The following is a 22,813-nucleotide window of genomic DNA, read 5'->3' on the forward strand; positions in this document are numbered from 1 at the left end:
ATTGTCGCGACTTCACCCATTCTGCCCTGACGTCACCATGATGATCGTCACACCGCGAGTCCCGCACGCGTAGCACCAGCCACCCGCATCGTCAGCCGGCGTTCTCGGTCGACAGAACGAGCGGTCAGCATGGGGTGTGTCACCACTCGAGGAGCAGATGCGTCAGATCTCCAGAACGCGGCGCATGGTGTCCGCAAGCTCGGTCTTCACGTACCGTGTCCGGTCACCTTTCGGCTGCAAGAGACCGTGCTCCTCGGCGTCGTGCAGCTCGGCGAGGATCTCCGCGAAGCCGGGTGGTACGCCCCCGGCCGCCATTGCGCCCACCCACTCGTCACGCGGAACGTTCACCACGTCGACGGGCTTATCCAGCACCCTAGCCAGCGTCTCGGCAACCTGCCGCTCCGTGTACCACGGCCCCTCGACGTCGATGATCTCGCTCCGCACGGGAGGTGACAGCAACGTCTCGGCCACCAGGTCACCGATGTCGCGCGTGGCCACCATCGGCTTGGCGACGTCGGCGGACGCGCCGAAGTTCGGGTAGATCCCGGCTTCGCGCACCGACCCGAGTACCGTCTCGACCTTCTCGTGAAAGTGATACGAACGCAGCACGGACAGCACGGCGCCGGTTTTGCGAAGACGGTTCTCGAAGTGATGCAGCGCCACCAAGGGCCCGGTTCCCTCGCTGAGGTCCGCCCCGATCGACGACAACACGGTGACATGCGGCACGGCACTGTCCCCGATCCCGTCTGCGATGGCGTCAGCGAGCTGGCGCTGCTCGGCGTGGAAGTCGGACACAGGTGGCGTCGCCGGCAGCAGGACGAACACGCCGCGCGCACCACGCACGGCTTCCGCAAACGCGGACCGGTTCGACAGATCGACCAATGCGACGTCCGCCCCGCACGCCGACCACGCCTCTCCGTTCTCCGCGCTGCGCACGAGAACCCGCACCGGCTCTCCCCGATCGAGCAGCGTCCTGGCCGCCTGCCCGCCGACGTGTCCGGTCGCACCTGCGATGACGTACATGGCGATGACTCCTTGTCGTCGTGAGCAGCGTCACTGCTCGCCGTTGCTGGTGTACGTCTCCACTCCAGCGCGGAAAGGTGAGACGATCCATGTCCACGAGCATCGAGTAGATTTCCGTTCGTCTCACCTCGCGGCCGAATGGGACTAGGCTCGCGTTCATGGATGCGCTCACCGGCCTCGTCGACGGCACGCGCGCTCGCGGGGCACTACTCCACCGGACCGTGCTGGAGCCGCCCTGGTCGCTGCGGATCGACGACGGCGCTCCCCTGTCCCTCGCGGTCCCCCTCAGCGGCAACGCCTGGATCGTTCCGGACGACGGCGTGCCCACCCGCACCGACACGGGCGATGTCGCGATCGTGTGCGGGCCGCGGCCCTACGTCGTCGCGGACGACCCCGCGACCCCACCCGAACTGGTCATCCGCAGCGGCAACCGCGCCACCACGGTCGACGGCGTGGACGTCAGCGATCAGCTCAGCTCGGGTACACGCACCTGCGGGCTCGACCCGGACGGCTCCGTCGTCATCGTGAGCGTCACCTACCCGTCACGCGGGGATGTGAGCGCCCGGTTGTTGGCCGCACTCCCGCACGTGCTGATCGTTCCCGGCGACGACCTCGAACCCGGCCTGATGGGGATGATCCTCGCCGAGCTCGAGAAGGACGGACCCGGGCAGCAGGCGGTGCTCGATCGGCTGCTCGACCTGCTGCTCATCACGAGCTTGCGCGCCTGGCTCGCCCGCTCCGAGGCTCGGGCTCCGGCCTGGCACCGGGCACCGAGCGATCCCGTGGTCGGCACCGCGTTGCGCCTCATCCACGACGAGCCAGCACGGCCCTGGACGGTGGAAAGGCTGGCCGAGGCGGCCGGCATCTCCCGCGCCGCGCTCGCCCGGCGTTTCACCGGCATGGTCGGCGAGCCACCGATGGCCTACCTGACGAGCTGGCGCGTTGCCCTGGCCGCGGACCTGCTCCGCGAGTCGGACGCGACCGTGGAGTCGATCGCCCACCAGGTGGGCTATGCCAACGCCTTTGCACTGAGCGTCGCGTTCAAGCGCATCCGCGGAATCAATCCCACCGAACACCGCAAGCACGCCGAGCCGACGACGGGCGATCATCCCCGGTGGCGAGCCCGTCGCGTTTCGCCGGGCCGTCAGCCGTGACGTTTGGCCAGGGCGACGAGGTAGCGACACGGGTCATCGTCCGGATTGATGAACGCGCAGGCAGCCGGTGCGCCGAACTGGAGACAGTCGCCCACCTCCAACTCGTGCTCGGTCTCTCCTTCGCGCAGCCGGAGGCGTCCGTCCAGCATCCAGATCTGCTGGTGGATGAAGGCGTTGGCGTCAGCGGAGTAGGAGACCTCGGCCCTGGGAGGCAACTCGACCTCGACGAGCTCGAGCGGCCCGCCGGCGACGGGCGAGACCGCACGGCGGCGGTAACCGGTACCCGGGTCGACCCACGTGGGTTGGTCCGCCGCGCGCACGAGTCTCCGGCCGTCGGTCTCGGCCCTCGCCACCAGTTCGGAGAGCGTCATCTGGAGAGCTGCCGACAGGCGAGCGAGAAGCGCGGCCGTCGGCTGCGCCGCACCCCGTTCGATCTTGCCGATCATGGCGCGGGACACGCCGGAGCGCTCGGACAGAGCGCTGACCGAAAGGTCGCGTGCAAGGCGGGCCTCGTGTACCGCCACGGCGAGCGAGGTGGAGAGCGGATCCGACATAGTTGTCATTATAGTATTCATTAACGTTACTATCGTCCCATGCATAGCAACGCACCGACCGTCAGGGACGCGACGGAACGCGACGCCGAGGCATGTGCGGCGATCTACGCTCCCTACGTCACCGACACCGTCATCACATTCGAGTACGAACCGCCGTCGGCGGCTGAGATGGCCGAGCGCATCGCATCGGCCCAGCACGAGCACGCCTGGCTGGTGCTCGAAGACCAGGGCCGCGTCGTCGGATACGCATACGGGGGCCAGTTCAAGGCTCGCGCCGCCTACAGCTGGTCATGCGAGGTCAGCGTCTACCTCGAACCCGGCCGGCGGCGCACCGGCGCGGGCCGCATGCTCTACGACGCGCTCTTCACCCGGCTGGCCGAGCTGGGATTTCGCACAGCGGTCGCCGGCATGACGCTGCCGAACGAGGGAAGCGTCGGCCTGCATCGGGCCATGGGGTTCGAACCCGTGGGAACCTACCGGAACATCGGCTGGAAGCACGGCGCGTGGCATGATGTCGCCTGGACGCAACGATCGCTCGTCGACTACCGGGAAGATCCATGACCGCACCCGGGTTGACCCTCGCACTCGACGCCTGCCGGTAAGATCGCTGGTAGCACACGGACGCACACCACACGGAGACGACGTGGACCGACGATCTGGCACGATCATTTCATGAACTTCGACATCTTCCTCCAGCGTTTCACTGGAGGCGATGTAGCCCCCACCGGCCGAGTCGCCACCGTGACCGTCCTGGAACGTTACCTGGCCGATCCGCCGGCCGGCGGGTACACGGAGATCATCACGCGTGACGGGCGGGCTGACGTGTACGGGCTCGACGGCGATGGTTTGATGATCAACCATGCCGAGGGCCGGGACGTCTTCGAGCTCATGTTCCAGGTGAGCAAGGCCGCGGGATATGTGATCATGCCCGTCGGTTCCCCGACATGCGTCCTCGATGAATCCATGATCCCGCACCTGCCGGAGGTACTCCGGCACGATGCCGTCGTGGTGTCTTCCGGCGATGACCTTCTCCGCGTCATCCTGACGACCTGACCCGAGTCCACGCCATCCGCCCCAGCCACGCCATCCAGACCAGCCAGACCAGCGTGACGGCCCGACCCGAGCGCCGTGCACGGTGAATCCATCCCAGCAAGCGTTTTCCGCGCTCGATCGACGTGTACTCACCGTGCACGGCCGGGTACTCAACGTGCACGGCCGCTGCGATGCGCCGACGCCGGTGTCACACTCGTTCGTGCCGCAGTGGGCATACATCGGTCACGAAGATGATTGAATATGAGCGATGCACGAAGCCGGCAATCGCCACCCTGACGCGCTGGAGAGCTGATGGATCGTCACGAGAGGCTCACGGCCATTCTCGACATGCTGTCCGATCAGGGATCCATTACCGTCCACCAAGCGGTCAACAGTCTCGACGCCTCGGCTGCGACGATCCGTCGGGATCTCGAACACCTGGCGAGTCAGCAGCTTCTCACCCGCACCCGTGGCGGGGCCGTGGCCTCGACGGTGTCATATGACCTCCCCCTGCGCTACAAGGCGGGCCGGCAAGCTCCCGAGAAGGAGCGCATCGCCCGCGCTGTCATCAAGCACATCCGCCCGGGCGCGATCGTCGGGCTCAATGGCGGCACCACGACGACCAACGTCGCGCGGGCCATCGCCACCCGCGACGAGTTCCACGACAACAAGTCCGGGCCGGGCATTACCGTCGTGACGAATGCGCTGAACATTGCCAGCGAGCTCGCTGTCCGGCCCCATATCAAGGTCGTCGTCGTGGGCGGGGTGGTGCGCCAGCATTCGTACGAGATCATTGGCCCGCTCGCCGAACGGCTCCTCGATGTCGTTGCCGTGGACGTGGCGGTACTGGGTGTGGACTCGGTGGATCCCGAGCACGGTGCCATGGCCTACGACGACAGCGAGGCAGCCATCAACGCCCTGCTGGCTCGCCATGCCGACACGGTGATCGTCGCTGCCGACAGCAGCAAGCTCGGCAAGCGCGCGTTCGCGCACATCCTGCCGGCCGCGAACATCGACATCCTGATCACCGACACCTCCGCCGACGACGCCGAGATGGCCCGGCTCCGCGATGCCGGTATCCAGGTCGTCCAGGCCTGACGGATCCGCACCGGCCAGCCGGATGCCCGGAACGGTTGCGCGACGAACGGCGGATGGATCAGGCGCTCGAATATGACCGAAGAATCTTGTTTCACTTGAAAGTAATCATCGACATGCCAGCCGCTATCGCGACGCGGCGGACAGTCCGGCTCGATCACAACGGCTCCCGTTTCATATCTGGCTGTTCACAGGCTCCATCCGCCCGCAATTATCGGGAAATGTCCACTGAGCGTTTTGCGACCGCTAATGATTGTTCATGAGCTAAACACGGCGAAGTCGCTTGACATTGTGCACACTTCGGGCAGAACATGATTACTGGTGCCACCGGGCGCCCGGCCCCCATCCAGACTCGTCGGTCCCGGCCGCGACGGCCTGGCGGTGCCGTGACGAGTCGACGCACTGGAGAATCTCTTGTCGAGTACGACACACGTGCAAGCCGAGATCGAGAGCCAGCCCGCGTGCTGGCGGCGCGCGGCCGAGCTGACCCCGTCAGTCGCCACGGCGCTTCCCGGTACGGGCGAGCAGGTGGCGGTCATCGGTTGCGGCACGTCGTGGTTCATGGCCCAGGCGTACGCGGCACGGCGGGAGTATCGTGGACTCGGCCGCACCGACGCCTTCGCGGCCTCGGAGTTTCCCGTCCAGCGGCGATACGACCGGCTCGTCGCGATCACCCGTTCGGGAACCACCAGCGAGGTTCTGGACGTGCTCCAGGAGCTCCACACGCACACGCCCACGGTCGTCATCACCGCAGACCCGTCGGCGCCGGTCGCGCACGCGACCGACGAGCTCGTCGTGCTCGATTTCGCCGACGAGAAGTCCGTGGTCCAGACCCGATTCGCCACGGCCGCCCTGGCCCTGCTCCGTACCCATATCGGGGACGAGCTCGACACCGCGCGTGCCCAGGCCGAGGCGATACTCGCCACACCCATGGACCACACGCTCACCGAGTACCGGCAGTACGTCTTCCTCGGGCAGGGCTGGACGGTCGGGCTCGCTCACGAAGCGGCACTCAAGATGCGCGAGGCGTCCCTTTCCTGGGCAGAGTCGTATCCTGCCATGGACTACCGGCACGGGCCGATCAGCCTGGCCGACCCGGACAGCATGGTGTGGTTCATGGGTGGTGCCGCTCCGGACGGACTGATCGGTGAAGTCCGAGCTACCGGCGCCCGGGCTATCGCGGACGAGCTCGATCCGATGGCCGATCTGATCCGCACTCAGCGCCTCGCGGTCGCGGCCGGTCTCGCCAGGGGACTCGATCCGGACCGGCCACGCAACCTCAACCGCTCTGTCGTGTTGAAGGCAGATCGGCTGTGACCACGCCTCCCACGACGGCGCCTGCCGACGTTCCACCGCCCGACGCCGCTCCCGCCGACACGGTCATCGCGCTCGACGTCGGCGGGTCACGCCTCAAGGGTGCCGTCGTCGATGCCGGAGGCACGGCGGCAGCCACTGTCGAGTGGAGGCTCACACCCGAGGACGGAGCCGACGCCGTCGTCACATCGGTGCTGTCGGCCCTCGTCAACCTGCGACATCACCCGGCCGCCGCGCACGCTCGTGCCGCCGGCCTGGCCGTTCCGGGACTCGTCGACACCACCTCCGGCCGTGCCATCTGGTCGGAAAACCTGCGCTGGAACGACGTCCCCATACGCGCGCTGGCCGAAGAGCGCACCGGACTTCCCGTGGCGCTGGGTCACGACGTCCGTGCGGGCGGCCTCGCCGAGGTTCGAGCCGGTGCGGCGCGCGGTGCCGATCACGCGCTCGTCGTGCCCGTCGGCACGGGAATCGCCGCCGCCATCGTCGTCGACGGGATGGTGATCGACGGCCGAGGGCTCGCCGGCGAGCTCGGGCACGTCGACGTCGGGTACGACGAGCCCTGCGCGTGCGGTGCCCGGGGCTGCACCGAAGCCGTGGCTTCGGCGGCCGCCATCGCCCGTCGATACACCCGCCGGTGCGGTCTCGCCGTTGACGGCGCTGCGGACGTGCTCGAACGCAAACATGCCGGCGATCCGGACGCCGAGGCCGTGTGGGCGGAGGCCATCGACGCGCTCTCCCGCGCCTTGGCGACCGCATGTTCCCTGTTGGCGCCCGAAGTCGTCGTCATCGGAGGCGGGCTGGCCAAGGCTGGCGCCGAGCTCTTCGACCCGCTGTCGGACCGCCTGGCCGGGCGCCTGACGTTCCAGGACCTCCCGCGAATCGTTCCCGCCGCACTGGGAGATCGAGCCGGCTGCATCGGAGCGGCGATGATGGCACGCGACCTGGTGGAAAGGGGCGGGACACACTCATGACGGTCGTGACCGTGACGCCCAATCCTGCCCTCGATATCACCTACACCGTCGACGAGCTGCATCCCGGCCAGACGCACCGCGTACGTACCACGGCCAGCCGCCCGGGAGGCAAGGGGCTCAACGTGGCCCGGGTCCTCGATGCGCTTGGCGTGTCCGTGGCCGTGACCGGCATCGCCGGCGGGGCCGAGGGCGCGGCACTTCGCGAGCGGGCCGGTGCGCACGGATTGCGCGACACCTTCATCACCGCCGAGCTGGACACGCGCCGCACCGTGACGGTGGTAGACGACGCGACGGGCACGGCGACATCGTTCAACGAGCCCGGCCCCGCCGTGGACGCATCGACGTGGCGGCTTCTCCATGACCGGGTCGTGACACTGTGCGCCGACGCCGATGTCGTCACCGTCTCGGGAAGCCTTCCGCCCGGAGTGCCAGCCGCGGCCCTCGCCAGCCTCGTCGAGGCCGTGTCCGGCGCTGGCGTGCCCATTGTCGTCGACACGTCCGGCCCCGCGCTCCTCGCCGCCGCTCGCGCCCGGCCGTCGGCACTCAAACCGAACGCGGACGAGCTGCGCGAAGCGACCGGTATCGAGGATCTCCACCGGGCCGCCACCTGGCTGCGCCGGGAGTCCGGCGCCGCGGTCGTCGTCTCACTGGGTGCTGCCGGACTGCTCGCGGTCACCGGCGACGGCACCTGGACGGCACGGCTGCCGTCACCGGTCACGGGCAATGCGACCGGCGCCGGCGATTCTGTCGTCGCGGCGCTCGCCCGGGGCATGCAGGCGGGTTGGCGGTGGCCCGACACGCTCCGGCAGGCATGTGCGCTCTCCGCCGCCACCGTGCGCTCGCCCGTCGCCGGCGAGTTCGACGCCGCCAGCTGGCGCGCACTGGCGCCCACCATCGACGTCGAGGAGATAGAGGTCGTGGAATGAGCCTGACGACTACCGGCGAGATCGTGCGTCCCGCCAGCGCCGGCCGGCGCGGTGTGGGAGCGTTCAACGTCATCCTGCTCGAACACGCCGAAGCGCTCATCGCCGCAGCGGACGATGCCGGGCTTGCGGTCATCCTCCAGATCAGCGAGAACTGTGTCCGGTACCACGGCGCCCTCGCGCCTCTCGGCACGGCCACCCTCGACCTCGCTCGCCGCGCGCGCGTCCCCGTCGCGGTGCATCTCGACCACGCCACGAGCGTCGAGCTCGTGCACGAGGCCGTCGAGCTCGGCTTCAGCAGCGTCATGTACGACGGCGCGGCACTGGACTACGCGGCGAACGTGGCCCGCACCGCCGAGGTCGTGGCGCACTGCCACGAGCGCGGCGTCTCCGTCGAAGCCGAGCTGGGGGAGGTCGGCGGTAAGGACGGCGCCCACGCGCCGGGGGTGCGCACCGATCCGGGCGAGGCTCGGGCCTTCGCGCTGGATACCGGCGTGGACGCGCTGGCCGTCGCCGTCGGGAGTTCGCACGCCATGACCACACGGGAGGCCGTCCTGGACGAGAGCCTCATCCAGACGCTACACGAGTCCGTCGACGTGCCGCTCGTCCTGCACGGATCCAGTGGAGTTCCGGACGACGGGCTGGCCCGGGCCGTGCGCGCGGGAATCGCCAAGGTCAACATCGCCACGCATCTCAACGCCGCGTTCACCCGGGCCGTTCGCGAACGACTGGCCCGGGACGAGGTCGTCGACCCCCGGACCTACATCGCCGCTGGCCGGGACGCCGTCACCACCGAGGCTGCCCGGATGATGCGGCTCCTGCACGCCGGCGCGGTTCCAGGGTGATCAATCTGGTCGATCGCCGAGCAGCCGCGCCGCGAGAAACGTGTCGGTCACGATCGAGTTCACCATTCCCGACTTCAGCACCGCGTCCACGGCCCTCGTCTTGCCCCGGCCTCCCGCCAAGGCGATGACGTCCGGAATCTTCTTCAAGGCGGTGTCGGACACCCCGATGCGCCGCTCATCCACGGCGTCGATCCGCTGACCGTCGGCCCCGACGGTCAGCGCACACGTCTCGGCCACCACGCCCCGCTGCGCCAATCGCTGCGCGTCCGCGCTGTTCAGCAGCGGATACATCTGGGAGAGCTCCGGTGTCCACGCGCCGATCGCCACGCAAGCCTTGGTGATCTTCGGGTAGTAGTTCATGGCCGACCGGATGGCCGGGTGATTGCGCAGCGTCTGCGCGGTGTGCACGTCGGGCACGATGTACGGCGCGTAGATCGGAAAGACCCGGCCACCGTTGACCTCGCTGATCACCCGGGTGATGTCCGTGGCCGTCTGGCCGATGACGCCTGCCATGCCGGTGAGCTGCACGACATCGCACCGTTCCAGGCTGTGTAGTTGCCTGGCCATCGAGGCGAGGGTACGGCCACAGTCGACACCGAGGACATCGTCGCGGGTGACGATCTCGCTGAGCAACGCGCTCGCCACCTGGCCGATGCCGTGGTGTACGTGCACCTCGTCCGGGGTCTCCGCGGCGAGGGCGCGGCGCAGGCCGTACTTCACCCGCAGGGCTTCGGACAGCTCGTAGTCGATGCCGCCGCGCGCCTGGATCTCGATCCGGACGATGCCCTCGTCCAGCGCGGTCTGCAGGAGCCGTCCCACCTTGTACCGGGAGATGCCGCGTTCCTTCGCGATGTCCACCTTCGACACGCCGTCGAGATAGTGCCGGCGCGCGATCGACACGAGCATGGCGTGCTGCTCCGGACCCATGACACCCTCCTCGGCTCACTCGACCCTCCGGCTCTGCACATATGAGCACACCGCTTGACGTTTGTGCAAACCGATGTCGATACTCGCCGTCGCATTGCCACCGAAACGGGCGAAGCCGCGTTGACACGGCATCGACGAGAGGAGCGCCACATGGACGAGCCCGCACCCGCCCGTGCACTTCCGGAGCGCATGCGTGCGAGCGTGCTGACGGGGAGGCTCGAACTCGGCGTCGAGGAACGGCCCGTCCCGGCGCCGTCGCCCGGCGACGTCCTCATCAACGTCGAGGCCGTGGGAGTGTGCGGCTCGGACGTGCACTATTACCGGGAGGGCCGGCTCGGCGACTTCGTCGTGGAGGCTCCCCTGATCCTCGGGCACGAGGCTTCCGGCCGGATCGCGGGCGTGGGTCCAGGCGTCGACGCCTCCCGCATCGGGCAGCGCGTGGCCATCGAACCGCAACGCCCCTGTCACACGTGCTGGCAGTGCCTCTCCGGGCGATACAACCTCTGCCCCCGCATGGAGTTCTACGCGACGCCGCCCATCGACGGCGCCTTCGCCGAATACGTCACCGCACCCGCCCTCTTCGCGCACGCCGTTCCGGACGGGATCACTGCCGAGGCCGCAGCCCTTCTCGAACCGCTGTCCGTCGCCATCGCCAGCGCGCGCAAGGCAGGCGTCACACCCGGCGCGCGAGTGCTGATCGCCGGCGCGGGGCCGATCGGCGTCATCACTGCCCAGACCGCCCGCGCATTCGGCGCCCGCGAAGTGATCATCACCGATCCCGTGGCGCCGCGCCGGGACCGCGCGAAGCGTTACGGCGCCACCACCGCCATCGACCCGACGGCCGAGGACATTACCGGCCTTGGCCTCGCTGTCGACGCCTTCATCGAGGCCAGCGGCGCGCCATCGGCGGTCATGTCGGGGATACGCTGCGTGCGCCCGGCCGGCACGGCGGTACTCGTCGGCCTCGGCGAGGCCGAACTCGTCCTTCCGGTTTCCACCATCCAGGATCGCGAGATCACCGTCACCGGCGTCTTCCGCTACACCGACACCTGGCCGCTGGCCGCGCACCTCGTCGCCTCCGGGCAGGTGGAGCTCGACTCGATGGTGACCGGCCGCTACGACCTCGACCACGTCGCCGACGCGCTCGACAGCGACGCCGATCCGCAGAGCCTGAAATCCATCGTGTATCCCGGAAAGGAGTCCTGATGCCCTATCACGCCTTCGACCTGACCGGGCGCAGGGCACTCGTCACGGGCGGCAACCAGGGTCTGGGCAAGGCCATCGCCGTCGCGCTCGCGCAATCCGGCGCCCGGGTAGCCGTGGCTGCCCGCAATGCCCAGCGCACCGCCGAGTTCGTCACCGAGGCACGCGCCGGAGGTCTGGACGTCACCGGCATCGAAGCCGACCTCACCGACGACGCTGCGATCGAGCGGATGACCGGCGAGGCGATCGCGACTCTGGGTGCCCTGGACATCCTGGTGAACAACGCCGGCATCTGCTTTCACGCCGAGTCCTGGGACGTCACCGACGAGGAATGGAACGCCGTCTTCGACCTCAACGTGCGCGCCCTGTGGAAAGCTACCGTGGCGGCCGGCCGCCACATGCGCACGGCGGGTCACGGTTCGATCGTGAACATCGGCTCCATTTCCGGGCTGATCGTGAACCGCCCGCAGATGCAGCCCGCCTACAACTCGTCCAAGGCAGCCGTGCACCAGCTGACCAAGTCGCTGGCCGCCGAGTGGGCACCGCACAACATCCGCGTCAACGCGGTCGCTCCCGGATACATCAAGACGGACATGGCGCCGGTGGACGATCCCCGGTTCACGCCCTACTGGATCGACGACGCGCCGATGCAACGCTGCGCGCTGCCCGAAGAGATCGCTCCCAGCGTCGTCTTTCTCGCCAGCGAGGCCGCGAGCTTCATTACCGGTTCGGTTCTCGTCGCCGATGGGGGGTACACGCTGTGGTGACCATGACGAACGTCGTGGCGGTGAGGCCATGAGCCCGCCGATTCTGGAATGCCGCGACATCGAGAAATTCTTCAGCGGAATCCCCGTCCTCAGCGGCGTGTCCCTGCAGCTCGAACTCGGCACCGTCACCGCGCTGGCCGGCGAGAACGGTGCCGGCAAATCAACGCTCATGAAGATCGCAAGCGGGCAGTACCACGCCGACGCCGGCAGCATCCACGTCCGGGGTGAACAGCTTCCCGATGGGGACATCCGCGCCGCGCAACGAAGCGGCGTGGCGATCGTGCCGCAGGAGCTGGCAGCGATCGAACACATGACGGTATACGAGAACCTCTTCGTCGGGCGCGAGATCAAGACGAAGCTGGGGCTTCTCGATCGCCGGGCGATGGCACGCGAAGCGGCCGAGATGCTGTCCGTCTTCGGTGTCGACATCGATCCGGGACAGCGCATGGGCACGCTGCCGGTCGGCATGCAGCAGATCGTCGAGATCGTCAAGAACTCCAGCCGAGGCGCACGCGTCCTCCTGCTGGACGAGCCAAGCTCCGCCATCGCCGATCGGGAGATCGAGGGGCTCTACCGCGTCGTCCGGCGGTTGCGCGACCAGGGCGTGGCAATGGTGTTCACCACCCACAAGATGGGTGAGATCCGCTCCCTCGCGGACCGGATCGTCGTCCTTCGCGACGGTCGGATGATCATGGATTCCCCCATCCGGGAGACCACCGACGACGACATCGTCACCGCGATGATCGGGCGCGAGCTCGACGATCTCTTCCCTCCGATGCAACCCACCGGCGAGGAGACCGTGCTCCAGGTCGACGATCTGCACGTCGAGGGGGCGCCAGAACCGGTGTCGCTCTCCGTGCAGCGGGGCGAGATTCTCGGCCTCGCCGGGCTCGTCGGCGCGGGCCGGACCGAGCTGATCGAGGCAATCTTCGGTGTCCGGCCCACCGAATCGGGCACGATCCGGGTCGCGGGCAAGCGCGTGCGCCGCGGCCGTCCGACCGAGTCTATCGCGTCCGGCATGGCGCTGGTGCCGGAGGACCGCAAGGCAAGCGGGGCCATCCTGAGCATGAACGTCCTGGACAACGGGACACTTCCACGCGTCGGGCAGTTCAACGTCGCGGGCTGGCTACGCCAGCGGGCACGGCGGCGCGACGTCGAGAGGGCGATGGAATCGGTGCACCTGCGCAGCCGCGGGCTCTCCCAGGACGTCGGGACGCTGTCGGGAGGAAACCAGCAGAAGGTTGTCCTGGCACGCTGGCTCACCGGCCACGTCGACGTCCTGCTGCTCGACGAGCCGACCCGCGGCGTCGACATCGGCGCCCGCTCCGAGATCTACCGCATCATTTCCACCCTCGCCGCCGAAGGCATGGCCGTGATCATGGCCTCGTCCGACATGGTCGAGGTGCTCGGCATGTCACATCGGGCGCTGGTGATGCGCGAGGGCGGCATCGCCGGGGAACTGGACCGTACCCAGCTTGACCGCGACGACGTGCAAGACGTCATCTTCCGGCTCGCATCGGGCCTCGACGGCCCCGACGGCGACGACGGTTCGACCCCTGTGACAGCGGTACAGGAGGAGACACTGTGACTCTCACCAACCAGGACCAGCCACCCACGTCGTCGCCGGGCCGTCTCGATGAATGGCTGAACGGGACGCGGATCCGCGCGCTGCTGATCCGGCGCGCCATGTTGCTCGTCATGCTGCTGGTCATCGCGTACTTCAGTTACCGCAGCGCCCGTTTCGCCACGCTGGACAACGTCCAATCCATCCTCGTGGCGGCCGCACCGTTCGCCCTGATCGCGCTGGGTCAGACGCTGGTGATCCTCACCGGGGGCATCGATCTGTCCGTCGGCAGTGTCATCGCGGTCGCGGCGATGACGTCCGCGAGCGTGGCCATGGCCAATCCCGGACAGGTCTGGCTGACCGTGCTCTCCGCCATGGCCGTGGGCGCGCTGGCGGGTTCGATCAACGGCCTCCTCGTGTCCAGGCTAGACGTGCCGCCGTTCATCGCTACCCTCGGGATGCTGACCGCCGGATCGGGAGTCGCCTACGCGATCGGCGGCGGCGCACCGATCAACGGGTTGCCGTCCGAGTTCGGTGACATCGCCAACACCAGGATCTTCGGCCTCCAGATACCGGTGATCCTCATGATCGTCGGGATTCTCGGGCTGGGCGTGATGATGCGCAACACCTCGTACGGGATGCGCGTCTACGCCGTCGGCGGCAACCGCTCGGCGGCGGAGATCGCCGGAGTCGACACCCGCAACATCCTGTTCAGCGTGTACGCGATCAGCGGCCTGCTCGCAGGGCTGTCCGGGGTGATGCTCGCATCACGGGTCATCTCGGGCCCGCCGTCCCTGGGGGTCGGTTACGAGCTGGACGCCATCGCTGCCGTGGTGATCGGTGGGGCCAGTCTCATGGGCGGTCGCGGCAGCATCTGGGGAACCGCGCTCGGGCTGTTCCTCATCCAGACCCTGAACAACGGGCTCGACCTGCTCCTCGTGCCCGCGTACTGGCAAGACGTCATCAAGGGGGCGCTCATCGTCGCGGCTGTCGCCGTGGATGTGTGGTCGGTCAAACGACGAACCTGACGCCGCCAGAAGACGTCGGCGGAAGACGTCACCGGAAGGCATCGCCCGGACCTGGCCCCTTCCGCCGTGATTCACCCCTACCAAACCGGTCCCAACTGCAAAGGAGTTCACCGTGTCTCGTCTCACTCATGTCGCGGTCGGCACCGCCTTCCTCTCACTCGCCCTCGCCGGCTGCGGTGCCGGCGACCCCAACGCCGACACCGCGTCCACCGGCGACGATGAGCAAGAACAGATTCGCGTCGGCGTCACCGTGTACAACATGTCGTCCTTCATCACCGAAGGACAGGAGGGCATGGAGACCTACGCCGAAGCGAACAACATCGAACTGCTGTGGAACAGCGCCGACGACGACGTCAGCATCCAGGCGGACCACGTCGATCAGTACGTCAATGCAGGGGTCGACGCCATCATCGTCGTACCGGTTCAGGCCGATTCTCTCCAGCCCCAGATCAATGCGGCGAACGAGGCCGACATCCCGATACTCGCCGTCAACGCCCAGCTCGATAGCGACGACCTGGCCGCCAGCGTCCAGCCCGACGACGTCCACGCCGGCGCCCAGCAGATGGAGATGATGGCCGAGGAGCTCGACGGGGAAGGCAACATCGTGATCCTGCAGGGTCCCCTCGGCGGATCCGGCGAGATGAACCGCACCAAGGGCAACGACCAGGTGTTGGAGGAATACCCCGACATCGAGGTGCTGGCCCGCGAGACCGCCAACTGGAGCCGCAACGAAGCGGTCAACCGCATGAACAACTGGATCTCGGCGTTCGGTGACGACATCGACGGCGTCGTCGCGCAGAACGACGACATGGGCCTCGGCGCCCTGCAGGCCCTGCGCGAGGCCGGAATGGACGACATCCCGATCGTCGGCATCGACGGTATCGAGGACGGGCTCGCCGCTGTGAAGGACGGCGACATGATCGGCACATCACTGCAGAATGGCGCCGTCGAGCTCGCCGCGGGCCTGGCCGTCGCGGAGCGGATCGTCCGCGGTGAGGACGTCGACCGGGAGCCGGTCTACGTCATGCCGGCCATCACCCAGGAGAACGTCGACGTGGCGATGGAACACGTCGTCACCGAGCGGGAGGCCTTCCTCGAGGACCTGCCCGAGCTCACCGACCAGAACCTCGAAACGGGCGACATCGCCTACGAAGATCTCCCCGGCCAGTGAACGACACGAGGACTCGTGGGATGAACACTCGAAACAACAGGGTCACGGTCGTCACTGGCGGAGCATCCGGCATCGGTGCCGCCATCGTCGAGGCGATGGCGGCACCGGGCTCGCCCGTCGTCGTGCTGGATCGGGACGTCAGCGACGCTCCCCAGCCAGCCGATGCGGCCGGCCCACATGCCGTGCGCTGCGATATCACCGATCCAGACGCGGTATCCGCCGCAGTCCAGCAGGTGAACGAGGGGTGGGGACCTGTAGGCGTACTCGTCAACTGCGCAGGTGTCGCCTCGATCGCACCCGCGCTCGATCTCGAGCTCGCCGGATGGGAACAGACGCTGCGCGTGAACCTCACCGGCACGTTCCTGATGTCGCAGGCCGTCGCGCCCCAGATGATCGAGCAGGGGTCCGGGCGCATCATCAACATCGCCTCGCAAGCGGCCACCGTCGCGCTGCACGATCACGCGGCGTATGCGGCGTCGAAGGCGGGAGTCGTCGGGCTCACCAAGGTCCTGGCTCTGGAGTGGGGCGGCTCGGGTATCACCGTCAACGCCGTGTCGCCGACCGTCGTTCTCACCGAGCTGAGCAAGCCGATCTGGGAGAACCCCGGCGGCGACGCGCTCAAGGCCCAGATCCCGGCGGGGCGGTTCGCGCAACCGCACGAGATCGCCGCGACCGTGGCCTTCCTGGCCTCCGACGAAGCGGCGATGATCAACGGAGTGGATCTCCTGGTCGACGGTGGATACACCATCCGCTGAGCCGTACTCGCCGCCACTGTCCCAGCCGTACTGGGTTTTCTCGGGCCGTACCACGTCTACAGCCGTGTTACGGCCGGAGAAAACGTACCAAACATGATCATTCGGAAGGTGGTCATGCGGAGGGGTCGGTGACGGTGCCGAGGAAGAGGATCGTGCCGGTCTCCTGATCGGAGATGGTGAAGATGAACGGCCGGTCCACGCGGAATTCGAGCGCGTCCGTCGGGGCCGATTCCGCCATGACGCCCCCGGTCACGGCCGCGGCCTCGGTGCCCTCCTCGTCGACCTTGATGTAGGTCTTGTGCACCACCGTGTCGAGGAAGGGATTGACCGGTGACATCGGCCGGAAGTCCGCGCTCCCGTCGAAGGCCGAATCCATACCCAGGTGGCGCAGCGGGTCGTCCAGCGACATACCCCATTCCAGTTCGAAGCTCGGCAGGGCGAGCTCCTGGACGGTCGCGCTGCTCAACGAGTCCACGGCGTCGGCCCATTCCCGCGCGTCGAGCCGGGTCGTCAACTCGGTGACATCCGAGCTCTCGTCCGGCAGCAGTATCTCCATGCCATACCGCTCGTCCTCGCCGTACGGCAGCCGCAGCATCTCGTAACCATCACGTTCGACGTAGTCGAAGTCTTCCTGCCGCAGGTGCATCGTCGGCACGTCGTCGGCGCTGCCGTCGAGCATCGTGAACGGCTCGTCACGGGTGTCGTCCGGATCGAACGGCGTGGTCCATTCGCCGAGGAAGTACACCGCATTCAGCAGCACCAGCACGGCGTTTCCCGACGGCAGTCCCAGATCTTCGGCGATCTCATCGATCTTGCCCTCGGTCCGGTCCGCGGCCCATCCGTCGATCTCGTCGACGATCTCCCCGGCGCTCAGATCGGCTTCCTCGACCGTGGCGCCGAAGGTGTCTTCCACGAAGCTGAGATAGTCGTCTTCGAATTCCGTACCTTGCCGGGCCCACAACGCGTTGGCGACCGACAAGACGACGTCGTCGGTGTCCGCGAGCCTTCCCAGCAGCGCGCCGACACGCACGTCACGGGGCTCATCCAGGTGCAGCACCTCGCTCATCTGCTCGGCGGTGTCGCCGCCGGCACCGGCGAGCACCATGGCCAGCAGCACGGAAACCGAGACCGGCGACGTCACGACGTTCTCGTCACCCTCGCCGAGTTCGCCCAGCAGGTCGAACCCGAACTGGTTCACCGATTCGCCAACGGCCCGCGCATCGTCGTTGCCGAGATCCGCCACCAGGTCGGCGTCGATCGCACCGGCGTCACCGGGCGGGCGGTCGTCCCCGCAGCCCGCGAGCATCACCACGCCCGCCAGGACGGCTGCGACCGTTCGAGCCACGGACATGTGCTCCCCCTTCGCTGGCCCGCATCGGCGCGTCGGATTCATCGTTCACAGCTTCGACGCGCCGTGGGGAAGACCGGTTCCGCGCCGTCGCGTCGCGAGTCGCGGGCGTGCCGTGCCGCACCTTCCGGGATCATCGATCTCTCGTGAAGACCGGCATCGTCGAGATCACCGCCTCGACGATGCCGGTCTCCAGGGAATGTGTTCCCTTCGAGGCACCTCATGTTTCCACCCGCGGAGGGCATGGGATTCGAACCCATGAGGACGGAGAGGGCCCCGCCCTAGAACTTTTCAAGAGTTCCCCGTTCGGCCACTCCGGCAGCCCTCCCGGCCATAGCAAGTGTGCCACGAAGGCCCACCCGCCATCGAGCGCCCCGCGGCCACATCCAGGACGTCACCCAGGTTGTTCACCGCTGGCTACAGGGCGTTGCGGATCCGCCGACCATTGCGACCACGATCCGGGATACAGCGCGGCGTCGATGCCCGCGACCGCGAGCGCCGCGACCTGATGTGCGGCGTTGACCCCCGAACCGCAGTAGACGCCCACCCGGCGATCGCCGGTGACGCCCAGCGCGGCGAAACGCTCGCGCAACTCCGCGTGGGGCCGGAAATGCCCGGCCGCATCGAGGTTGTCCGCCGTTGGCGCGCTCCGCGCACCCGGGATGTGCCCGGCACGCGGATCGACGGGTTCGGTCTCACCTCGATACCGCTCTCCGGCTCGAGCGTCGAGGAGCACGCCGTCGGACGGCAACCGGGCGGCATCATCGATGTCGATCACCGGCATGGCCCCGGCGTCCAGCGTGATATCGCCCGGGACTGGCGTGACCTCGCCGGTCTCCAGGGGGTGACCTGCCCGGCGCCACGCAGCCAGCCCGCCGTCGAGCAGCCGGACATCCGGCACACCAGCCCAGCGCAGCAGCCACCACGCCCGCGCGGCGGAGGTGCCAGCCACGTCGTCGTAGGCGACGACGACGCCGTCGGAGCGCACACCCCAGCGGCGAGCGGAACGCTCCAGGTCCGCGACATCGGGCAACGGGTGCCGGCCGCGCTCGGACGACGGGGCGGCAGCCAGCTCGGTATCGAGGTCGACGTAAACAGAACCGGGAAGGTGGCCATCGAGATAGTGCCGATATCCCTGCGGATCACCGAGCTTCCAACGGACATCGAGCAAGGTCACAGGGGTATTCGTGGCGCGCAGGCGGGCCAGCTCGGCGACATCGATCAGTACGTCCACGTGCTCCGTCTCCCGGATTCATCGGCCAACGATTCACACTCATCGCTGATGACACGCTACCGTCGTGGCGTGACGACCCCTGCTGGCCACGGTCCACGCACGCTGACCGTCGACTGCGGCGGAACCGGCCTCAAGGCCACCGTACTCGACGCGGCGGGCGAACCCGTGCACGAACGCGTTCGGCTGCGGACACCGTATCCGTGCCCTCCGGATGTCCTCGTCAACACCGTGGTTTCCCTGGCCAGGAACACGGGCGAGGATTTCGACCGCGTGTCCGTCGGCTTTCCCGGGATGGTCCGTCTCGGCGTCGTCTACGCCACCCCGCACTACGTCACCGAGGCCGGACCGTTCACGCGACCCCGCCCCGACCTCGTCCGGCAGTGGTCCGGCTATGACATCCAGGCGGCGCTCGAGGGAGCGCTCGGCCGGCCGACGCGGGTACTCAACGACGCGGAGATCGCCGGGCTGGCGGTGATCGAGAGCAAGGGCTTCGAGGTCGTATTGACGCTCGGGACGGGACTCGGCTGCGCGTTGTTCGACGACGGCCGGCTACTCCCCAAGGTCGAGCTCTCCCAGGCGCCATTTCGCAAGGGCCAGACCTACGACCAGCAGCTCGGCCACCACTCCCGCAAGAAGCTCGGCAACCGGCGCTGGAGCCGCCGCGTCACGCGCGCGATCAACGGGCTACGCCCGGTCCTGTACTGGGATCAGCTCTACGTCGGCGGCGGAGGTGCCAAGCATCTACACGGGGACCTCGGTCCGGACGTCACCATCGTCGGCAACAAGTACGGTCTGCTCGGCGGTATCCGGCTGTGGAACGATGCCGGATCGCGCGGGCGGCGCATCGAAGAGATCTGATCGTCGCACGCGTGGCGACCGCCATCGCGAATCGCGTGCCGGTACGGACCGATCAGTGACGCGTCCAGGTCTCATGCGTGGCGATGAACGCCGTCGACGTCGGTTTCTCGCCGTCCTCGCTGACCACCGCCCGTCCCAGCACGCGCGCGTCATCGATCTCCAGCGTGGCGTCGGTGCAGAACGTCAGCAGGTTCGTGAGCGTCCACAGTGAATCGCCCAGCTGCCAATCGGTGACCACCACGGGACGGCTGGCGAACGGCTGGGCAATGGTGACGCCGACCCGCGAGCCGTCTTCACCGGTCACCCTGGCACGTACGTGCTCGTTGGTGATCCGCCACTCGCGAATCTCGCATTCGACCGGCTCGCCGACCTCGGGAAGGTCGGCCAGCTCCGGGAAATGACGGCTGAACGTGTCGGCAAGCCACGCTCCGAGCGCGAACTCCGGCGTCAGCAAGCGCACCGACGTATCACCCTCGACCCACGCCAGCACGGCGACGCCGGGACCGCGCACGCTCCATTCGGCCTCCCACAGCGACACGAATCCCGCCTTGGCCTGACCGCGGAACAGGGTCACGTTGGGGTTGGCCCCGATGAACTCGATCGGCACCGGACCAGCGTTACACGAAAGTCACACGAGCTGAACGCCGACACGCGAATGTAACGAGCGCGCACGCATTCGTGAAATCTGTAGCCATCACTCTCGTTGTGTCCGGTTGCCGCAACGTCGCGGCTCGAACTGGCTGGATCGGGCGCACCCGCCGGACCATTCGAACGCGCCCGATCCAGCCGCCTGCGTTGGAGGGACGGCACATGGATACGGGCGATACCGCGTGGATTCTCATATCCACGGCACTGGTCATGCTCATGACCCCGGGGCTTGCACTGTTCTATGGCGGCATGGTGCGCGCCAAGAGCGTCATCAACATGATGATGATGTGTTTCGGCGCCTTGGGCGTCGTCAGCATTCTGTGGATCATCTACGGGTACTCGATCGCCTACGGCGACAGCCAGGGTGGACTCCTCGGCAACCCGGGCGACTTCTTCGGCATGTCCGGGATGATGAACGACATCGGCGGCACCATCCCCGTCCTGGTCGACGTCGGATTCCAGGGCATGTTCGCGGTCATTACCGTGGCACTCATCGCCGGTTCGATCGCCGACCGGGCGAACTTCTGGACCTGGCTCGTGTTCGCGGCGATCTGGATGACGGTCGTCTACGCACCCGTCGCGCACTGGGTGTGGGGTGACGGCGGCTGGATTATCGACGGGCTGGAGGCCATCGACTTCGCCGGTGGTACCGCAGTCCATATCAACGCCGGTGCCGCGGGCTTGGCGCTCGCGCTGGTTCTCGGGCGCCGCCGCGACTGGGGCAAGGGCTCGCACCGCCCGCACAACCTTCCGCTGGTAATGATCGGCGCGGGTCTCCTCTGGTTCGGCTGGTTCGGCTTCAATGGTGGTTCCGCCTATGCGGCGGACGCGGCCGCCGGTGTCGCGATCCTCAACACCATCGGCGCCACGGCCGCGGCACTGCTGTTCTGGATCATCGTCGAGAAGATCCGGGATGGCCTCGCGACGTCTCTCGGTGCGGCGTCGGGCGTCGTGGCCGGCCTCGTGGCGATCACCCCTGCCGCCGGTGCGGTCAATCCGGTGGGTGCCATCCTCATCGGTGCCGCGGCCGGAGTGCTGTGCTCGCTGACGGTCAGCCTGAAGTTCCGGCTGCGCTACGACGACTCGCTCGACGTCGTGGCGGTGCACCTCGTCGGCGGACTGGTCGGCACCGTCGCCATAGGCTTCTTCGCCACGGCCGACGCGCCGGATGGCGTCAACGGCCTGTTCTTCGGTGGCGGCGTCGAGCTGCTCGGGCGACAGGTCGTCAGCGTCGCAGCCGTGGTCGCCTTCTCGTTCGTCGTCACCTACATCATTGGCATGATCTTGCAGAAGACGATCGGATTCCGGGTTGACGACGACCACGAGATCGTCGGTGTCGACAAGGTGCATCACGGCGAATCGAGCTACGAGATCACGTCAGACGACATCCCGTCCGACGTGCTGGCGCGTGTCGAGAACGACTCGACGGCGCAGGCCGCCGCGACGACGAAGCCGTCAACAGCCTCGTCGCCAGCTTCGTCATCGCCAGCAGGGCGGCGCATCGATCACGGGGACGGTGAGGCGAACCCCGCAACGACCTGACGGTCCGATCGACGGTGCGGTCACCGTGACCGCCACCGGTGAACCCACGATCAGTTGCGCCCCGGGAGTGCCCGCCCCGGGGCGCAACGTCCGTTCGGACCGTTTCAGGATTGCTCAGGCAGTGACAACGGCCAGCGCGAAGCCGTCGTACCCCTTGCTGCCGACGGTCTGGACGGCCGTGGCATCCAACGCTGGCTCGTCCGCCATCACGCGCAGCGCGCGCTGGATGCCCTGCACCCGCGGATCGCTGGACGACTCGTCGGCGATCTCGCCCCGCCGGACGACGTTGTCGACCACGATGACGCTACCGGCGCAGGCCAGCTTCAATCCCCACCGCACGTACTCCGGGGTGTTCTCCTTGTCCGCGTCGATGAAGACGACGTCGAAGGGCCCGGCGCCCTCGGTGGCGAGCGCTTCCAGCGTCTCAAGCGCCGCACCGATACGGACGTCCACCAGATCGGCAAAGCCTGCCCGGGCAATGTTGGCGCGGGCCACCTCGGCGTGGTGTGGCTCGGACTCCAGTGTCACCAGGTGCCCGTCCGGCGGAAGCGCTCGCGCGAGCCAGATCGTGCTGTACCCGCCGAGGGTGCCGACTTCCAGGATGGAGCGCGCACCGCGAAGCTGGGCCAGCAGCTGCAGCATCTTGCCCTGGTTGGGTGCGACGTGAATGGCTGGCAGCCCCGCGTCGGCGCTCGCTTTCAAGGCGGCGTCGAGCACGTCGTCGCTCGGGACGAGATGCTCACACAGATACGCGTCGACGTCGTCCCACGGTGTCTGGCTCATCGCTATGCTCCGGAATGAGTGGCCCGATATTTCCGTGATCGACACTATCCCGGAGGTTCGAACGATCGAGC

23 protein-coding genes and 1 tRNA gene are annotated in these 22,813 nt (G+C 67.8%); 16 read left to right on the top strand and 8 right to left on the bottom strand.

Annotated features, from left to right (window positions below; genetic code table 11):
- Positions 1-162 precede the first annotated feature (162 nt).
- The gene (locus tag DPM12_RS03225) at positions 163-1,023 is read right to left on the bottom strand and encodes an NmrA family NAD(P)-binding protein (RefSeq protein WP_112256834.1); all 861 of its coding nucleotides are present in this window, start codon (positions 1,021-1,023) and stop codon (positions 163-165) included.
- A 158-nt stretch (positions 1,024-1,181) separates the two neighbouring features.
- Between DPM12_RS03225 and DPM12_RS03230 the strand changes: the two genes are divergently transcribed.
- Complete coding sequence (locus tag DPM12_RS03230) at positions 1,182-2,177, top strand: AraC family transcriptional regulator (protein ID WP_112256835.1); 996 nt, start codon at positions 1,182-1,184, stop codon at positions 2,175-2,177.
- On the opposite strand, the gene DPM12_RS03235 is transcribed toward DPM12_RS03230, so the two are convergent.
- Positions 2,168-2,731 (bottom strand): helix-turn-helix domain-containing protein, encoded by a 564-nt coding sequence (locus DPM12_RS03235; RefSeq protein WP_112256836.1) that lies wholly within the window; start codon positions 2,729-2,731, stop codon positions 2,168-2,170. The genes DPM12_RS03230 and DPM12_RS03235 overlap by 10 nt on opposite strands.
- Before the next feature lie 39 nt (positions 2,732-2,770).
- Between DPM12_RS03235 and DPM12_RS03240 the strand changes: the two genes are divergently transcribed.
- The 7 genes from DPM12_RS03240 (at position 2,771) to DPM12_RS03270 (ending at position 8,914) form a co-directional block, all read left to right on the top strand.
- A complete protein-coding gene (locus tag DPM12_RS03240; protein ID WP_112256837.1) occupies positions 2,771-3,292 on the top strand; it encodes an arsinothricin resistance N-acetyltransferase ArsN1 family B in 522 nt (173 codons plus the stop codon).
- 111 nt (positions 3,293-3,403) lie between these two features.
- A complete protein-coding gene (locus DPM12_RS03245) occupies positions 3,404-3,784 on the top strand; it encodes a hypothetical protein (protein ID WP_112256838.1) in 381 nt (126 codons plus the stop codon).
- 291 nt (positions 3,785-4,075) lie between these two features.
- Positions 4,076-4,861 carry a DeoR/GlpR family DNA-binding transcription regulator gene (locus DPM12_RS03250; protein WP_112256839.1) on the top strand — a complete coding sequence of 262 codons (786 nt, stop codon included), beginning with the start codon at positions 4,076-4,078 and terminating at the stop codon, positions 4,859-4,861.
- A 411-nt stretch (positions 4,862-5,272) separates the two neighbouring features.
- Positions 5,273-6,175: an SIS domain-containing protein gene (locus DPM12_RS03255; protein WP_112256840.1), complete on the top strand. Its 903-nt coding sequence runs from the start codon at positions 5,273-5,275 to the stop codon at positions 6,173-6,175.
- Positions 6,172-7,146: an ROK family protein gene (locus DPM12_RS03260; RefSeq protein ID WP_112256841.1), complete on the top strand. Its 975-nt coding sequence runs from the start codon at positions 6,172-6,174 to the stop codon at positions 7,144-7,146. The genes DPM12_RS03255 and DPM12_RS03260 overlap by 4 nt, the downstream gene beginning before the upstream one ends.
- Positions 7,143-8,072, top strand: coding sequence for a 1-phosphofructokinase family hexose kinase (locus DPM12_RS03265; protein WP_112256842.1), 930 nt, complete (start codon positions 7,143-7,145; stop codon positions 8,070-8,072). The genes DPM12_RS03260 and DPM12_RS03265 overlap by 4 nt, the downstream gene beginning before the upstream one ends.
- Complete coding sequence (locus tag DPM12_RS03270; RefSeq protein WP_112256843.1) at positions 8,069-8,914, top strand: class II fructose-bisphosphate aldolase; 846 nt, start codon at positions 8,069-8,071, stop codon at positions 8,912-8,914. The genes DPM12_RS03265 and DPM12_RS03270 overlap by 4 nt, the downstream gene beginning before the upstream one ends.
- Here DPM12_RS03270 and DPM12_RS03275 read toward each other — a convergent pair whose 3' ends face one another.
- On the bottom strand, positions 8,915-9,841 hold the full coding sequence (locus DPM12_RS03275) for a sugar-binding transcriptional regulator (RefSeq protein WP_112256844.1): 927 nt from the start codon (positions 9,839-9,841) through the stop codon (positions 8,915-8,917). It lies immediately after the preceding gene.
- Between the two features lie 150 nt (positions 9,842-9,991).
- Between DPM12_RS03275 and DPM12_RS03280 the strand changes: the two genes are divergently transcribed.
- The 6 genes from DPM12_RS03280 to DPM12_RS03305 all read left to right on the top strand — a co-directional run bounded on the left by DPM12_RS03280 (position 9,992) and on the right by DPM12_RS03305 (position 16,329).
- Positions 9,992-11,047, top strand: coding sequence for an NAD(P)-dependent alcohol dehydrogenase (locus tag DPM12_RS03280; protein ID WP_112256845.1), 1,056 nt, complete (start codon positions 9,992-9,994; stop codon positions 11,045-11,047).
- Positions 11,047-11,811: an SDR family NAD(P)-dependent oxidoreductase gene (locus tag DPM12_RS03285; RefSeq protein ID WP_112256846.1), complete on the top strand. Its 765-nt coding sequence runs from the start codon at positions 11,047-11,049 to the stop codon at positions 11,809-11,811. Before DPM12_RS03280 ends, DPM12_RS03285 begins: the two co-directional genes overlap by 1 nt.
- Before the next feature lie 28 nt (positions 11,812-11,839).
- Complete coding sequence (locus tag DPM12_RS03290) at positions 11,840-13,399, top strand: sugar ABC transporter ATP-binding protein (protein ID WP_112256847.1); 1,560 nt, start codon at positions 11,840-11,842, stop codon at positions 13,397-13,399.
- 98 nt (positions 13,400-13,497) lie between these two features.
- Entirely contained in the window at positions 13,498-14,403 is a 906-nt protein-coding gene (locus tag DPM12_RS03295) for an ABC transporter permease (protein WP_112257118.1), read from the top strand.
- Positions 14,404-14,515: 112 nt separating this feature from the next.
- Positions 14,516-15,574 (top strand): substrate-binding domain-containing protein, encoded by a 1,059-nt coding sequence (locus DPM12_RS03300; RefSeq protein ID WP_112256848.1) that lies wholly within the window; start codon positions 14,516-14,518, stop codon positions 15,572-15,574.
- A 20-nt stretch (positions 15,575-15,594) separates the two neighbouring features.
- A complete protein-coding gene (locus DPM12_RS03305) occupies positions 15,595-16,329 on the top strand; it encodes a GolD/DthD family dehydrogenase (protein WP_112256849.1) in 735 nt (244 codons plus the stop codon).
- 112 nt (positions 16,330-16,441) lie between these two features.
- On the opposite strand, the gene DPM12_RS03310 is transcribed toward DPM12_RS03305, so the two are convergent.
- The 3 genes from DPM12_RS03310 to DPM12_RS03315 form a co-directional block, all read right to left on the bottom strand.
- Positions 16,442-17,680 carry a serpin family protein gene (locus DPM12_RS03310; RefSeq protein ID WP_158542710.1) on the bottom strand — a complete coding sequence of 413 codons (1,239 nt, stop codon included), beginning with the start codon at positions 17,678-17,680 and terminating at the stop codon, positions 16,442-16,444.
- Between the two features lie 232 nt (positions 17,681-17,912).
- Positions 17,913-18,005 (bottom strand) — tRNA-Ser (locus tag DPM12_RS23050).
- Positions 18,006-18,071: 66 nt separating this feature from the next.
- Complete coding sequence (locus DPM12_RS03315) at positions 18,072-18,911, bottom strand: sulfurtransferase (protein ID WP_211658332.1); 840 nt, start codon at positions 18,909-18,911, stop codon at positions 18,072-18,074.
- A 69-nt stretch (positions 18,912-18,980) separates the two neighbouring features.
- On the opposite strand from DPM12_RS03315, the gene DPM12_RS03320 reads away from it, so the two are divergent.
- Positions 18,981-19,769, top strand: coding sequence for an ROK family protein (locus DPM12_RS03320; protein WP_245951191.1), 789 nt, complete (start codon positions 18,981-18,983; stop codon positions 19,767-19,769).
- Positions 19,770-19,821: 52 nt separating this feature from the next.
- Here DPM12_RS03320 and DPM12_RS03325 read toward each other — a convergent pair whose 3' ends face one another.
- A complete protein-coding gene (locus tag DPM12_RS03325; protein WP_112256852.1) occupies positions 19,822-20,376 on the bottom strand; it encodes a hypothetical protein in 555 nt (184 codons plus the stop codon).
- Positions 20,377-20,579: 203 nt separating this feature from the next.
- Between DPM12_RS03325 and DPM12_RS03330 the strand changes: the two genes are divergently transcribed.
- Positions 20,580-21,959: an ammonium transporter gene (locus tag DPM12_RS03330; RefSeq protein ID WP_112256853.1), complete on the top strand. Its 1,380-nt coding sequence runs from the start codon at positions 20,580-20,582 to the stop codon at positions 21,957-21,959.
- Between the two features lie 114 nt (positions 21,960-22,073).
- On the opposite strand, the gene DPM12_RS03335 is transcribed toward DPM12_RS03330, so the two are convergent.
- Positions 22,074-22,742: an O-methyltransferase gene (locus DPM12_RS03335; RefSeq protein ID WP_112256854.1), complete on the bottom strand. Its 669-nt coding sequence runs from the start codon at positions 22,740-22,742 to the stop codon at positions 22,074-22,076.
- Positions 22,743-22,813: the final 71 nt, after the last annotated feature.

Origin of the sequence: Phytoactinopolyspora halophila, from assembly GCF_003287285.1 — a bacterium.
Classification (GTDB): Bacteria; Actinomycetota; Actinomycetes; order Jiangellales; family Jiangellaceae; genus Phytoactinopolyspora_A; species Phytoactinopolyspora_A halophila.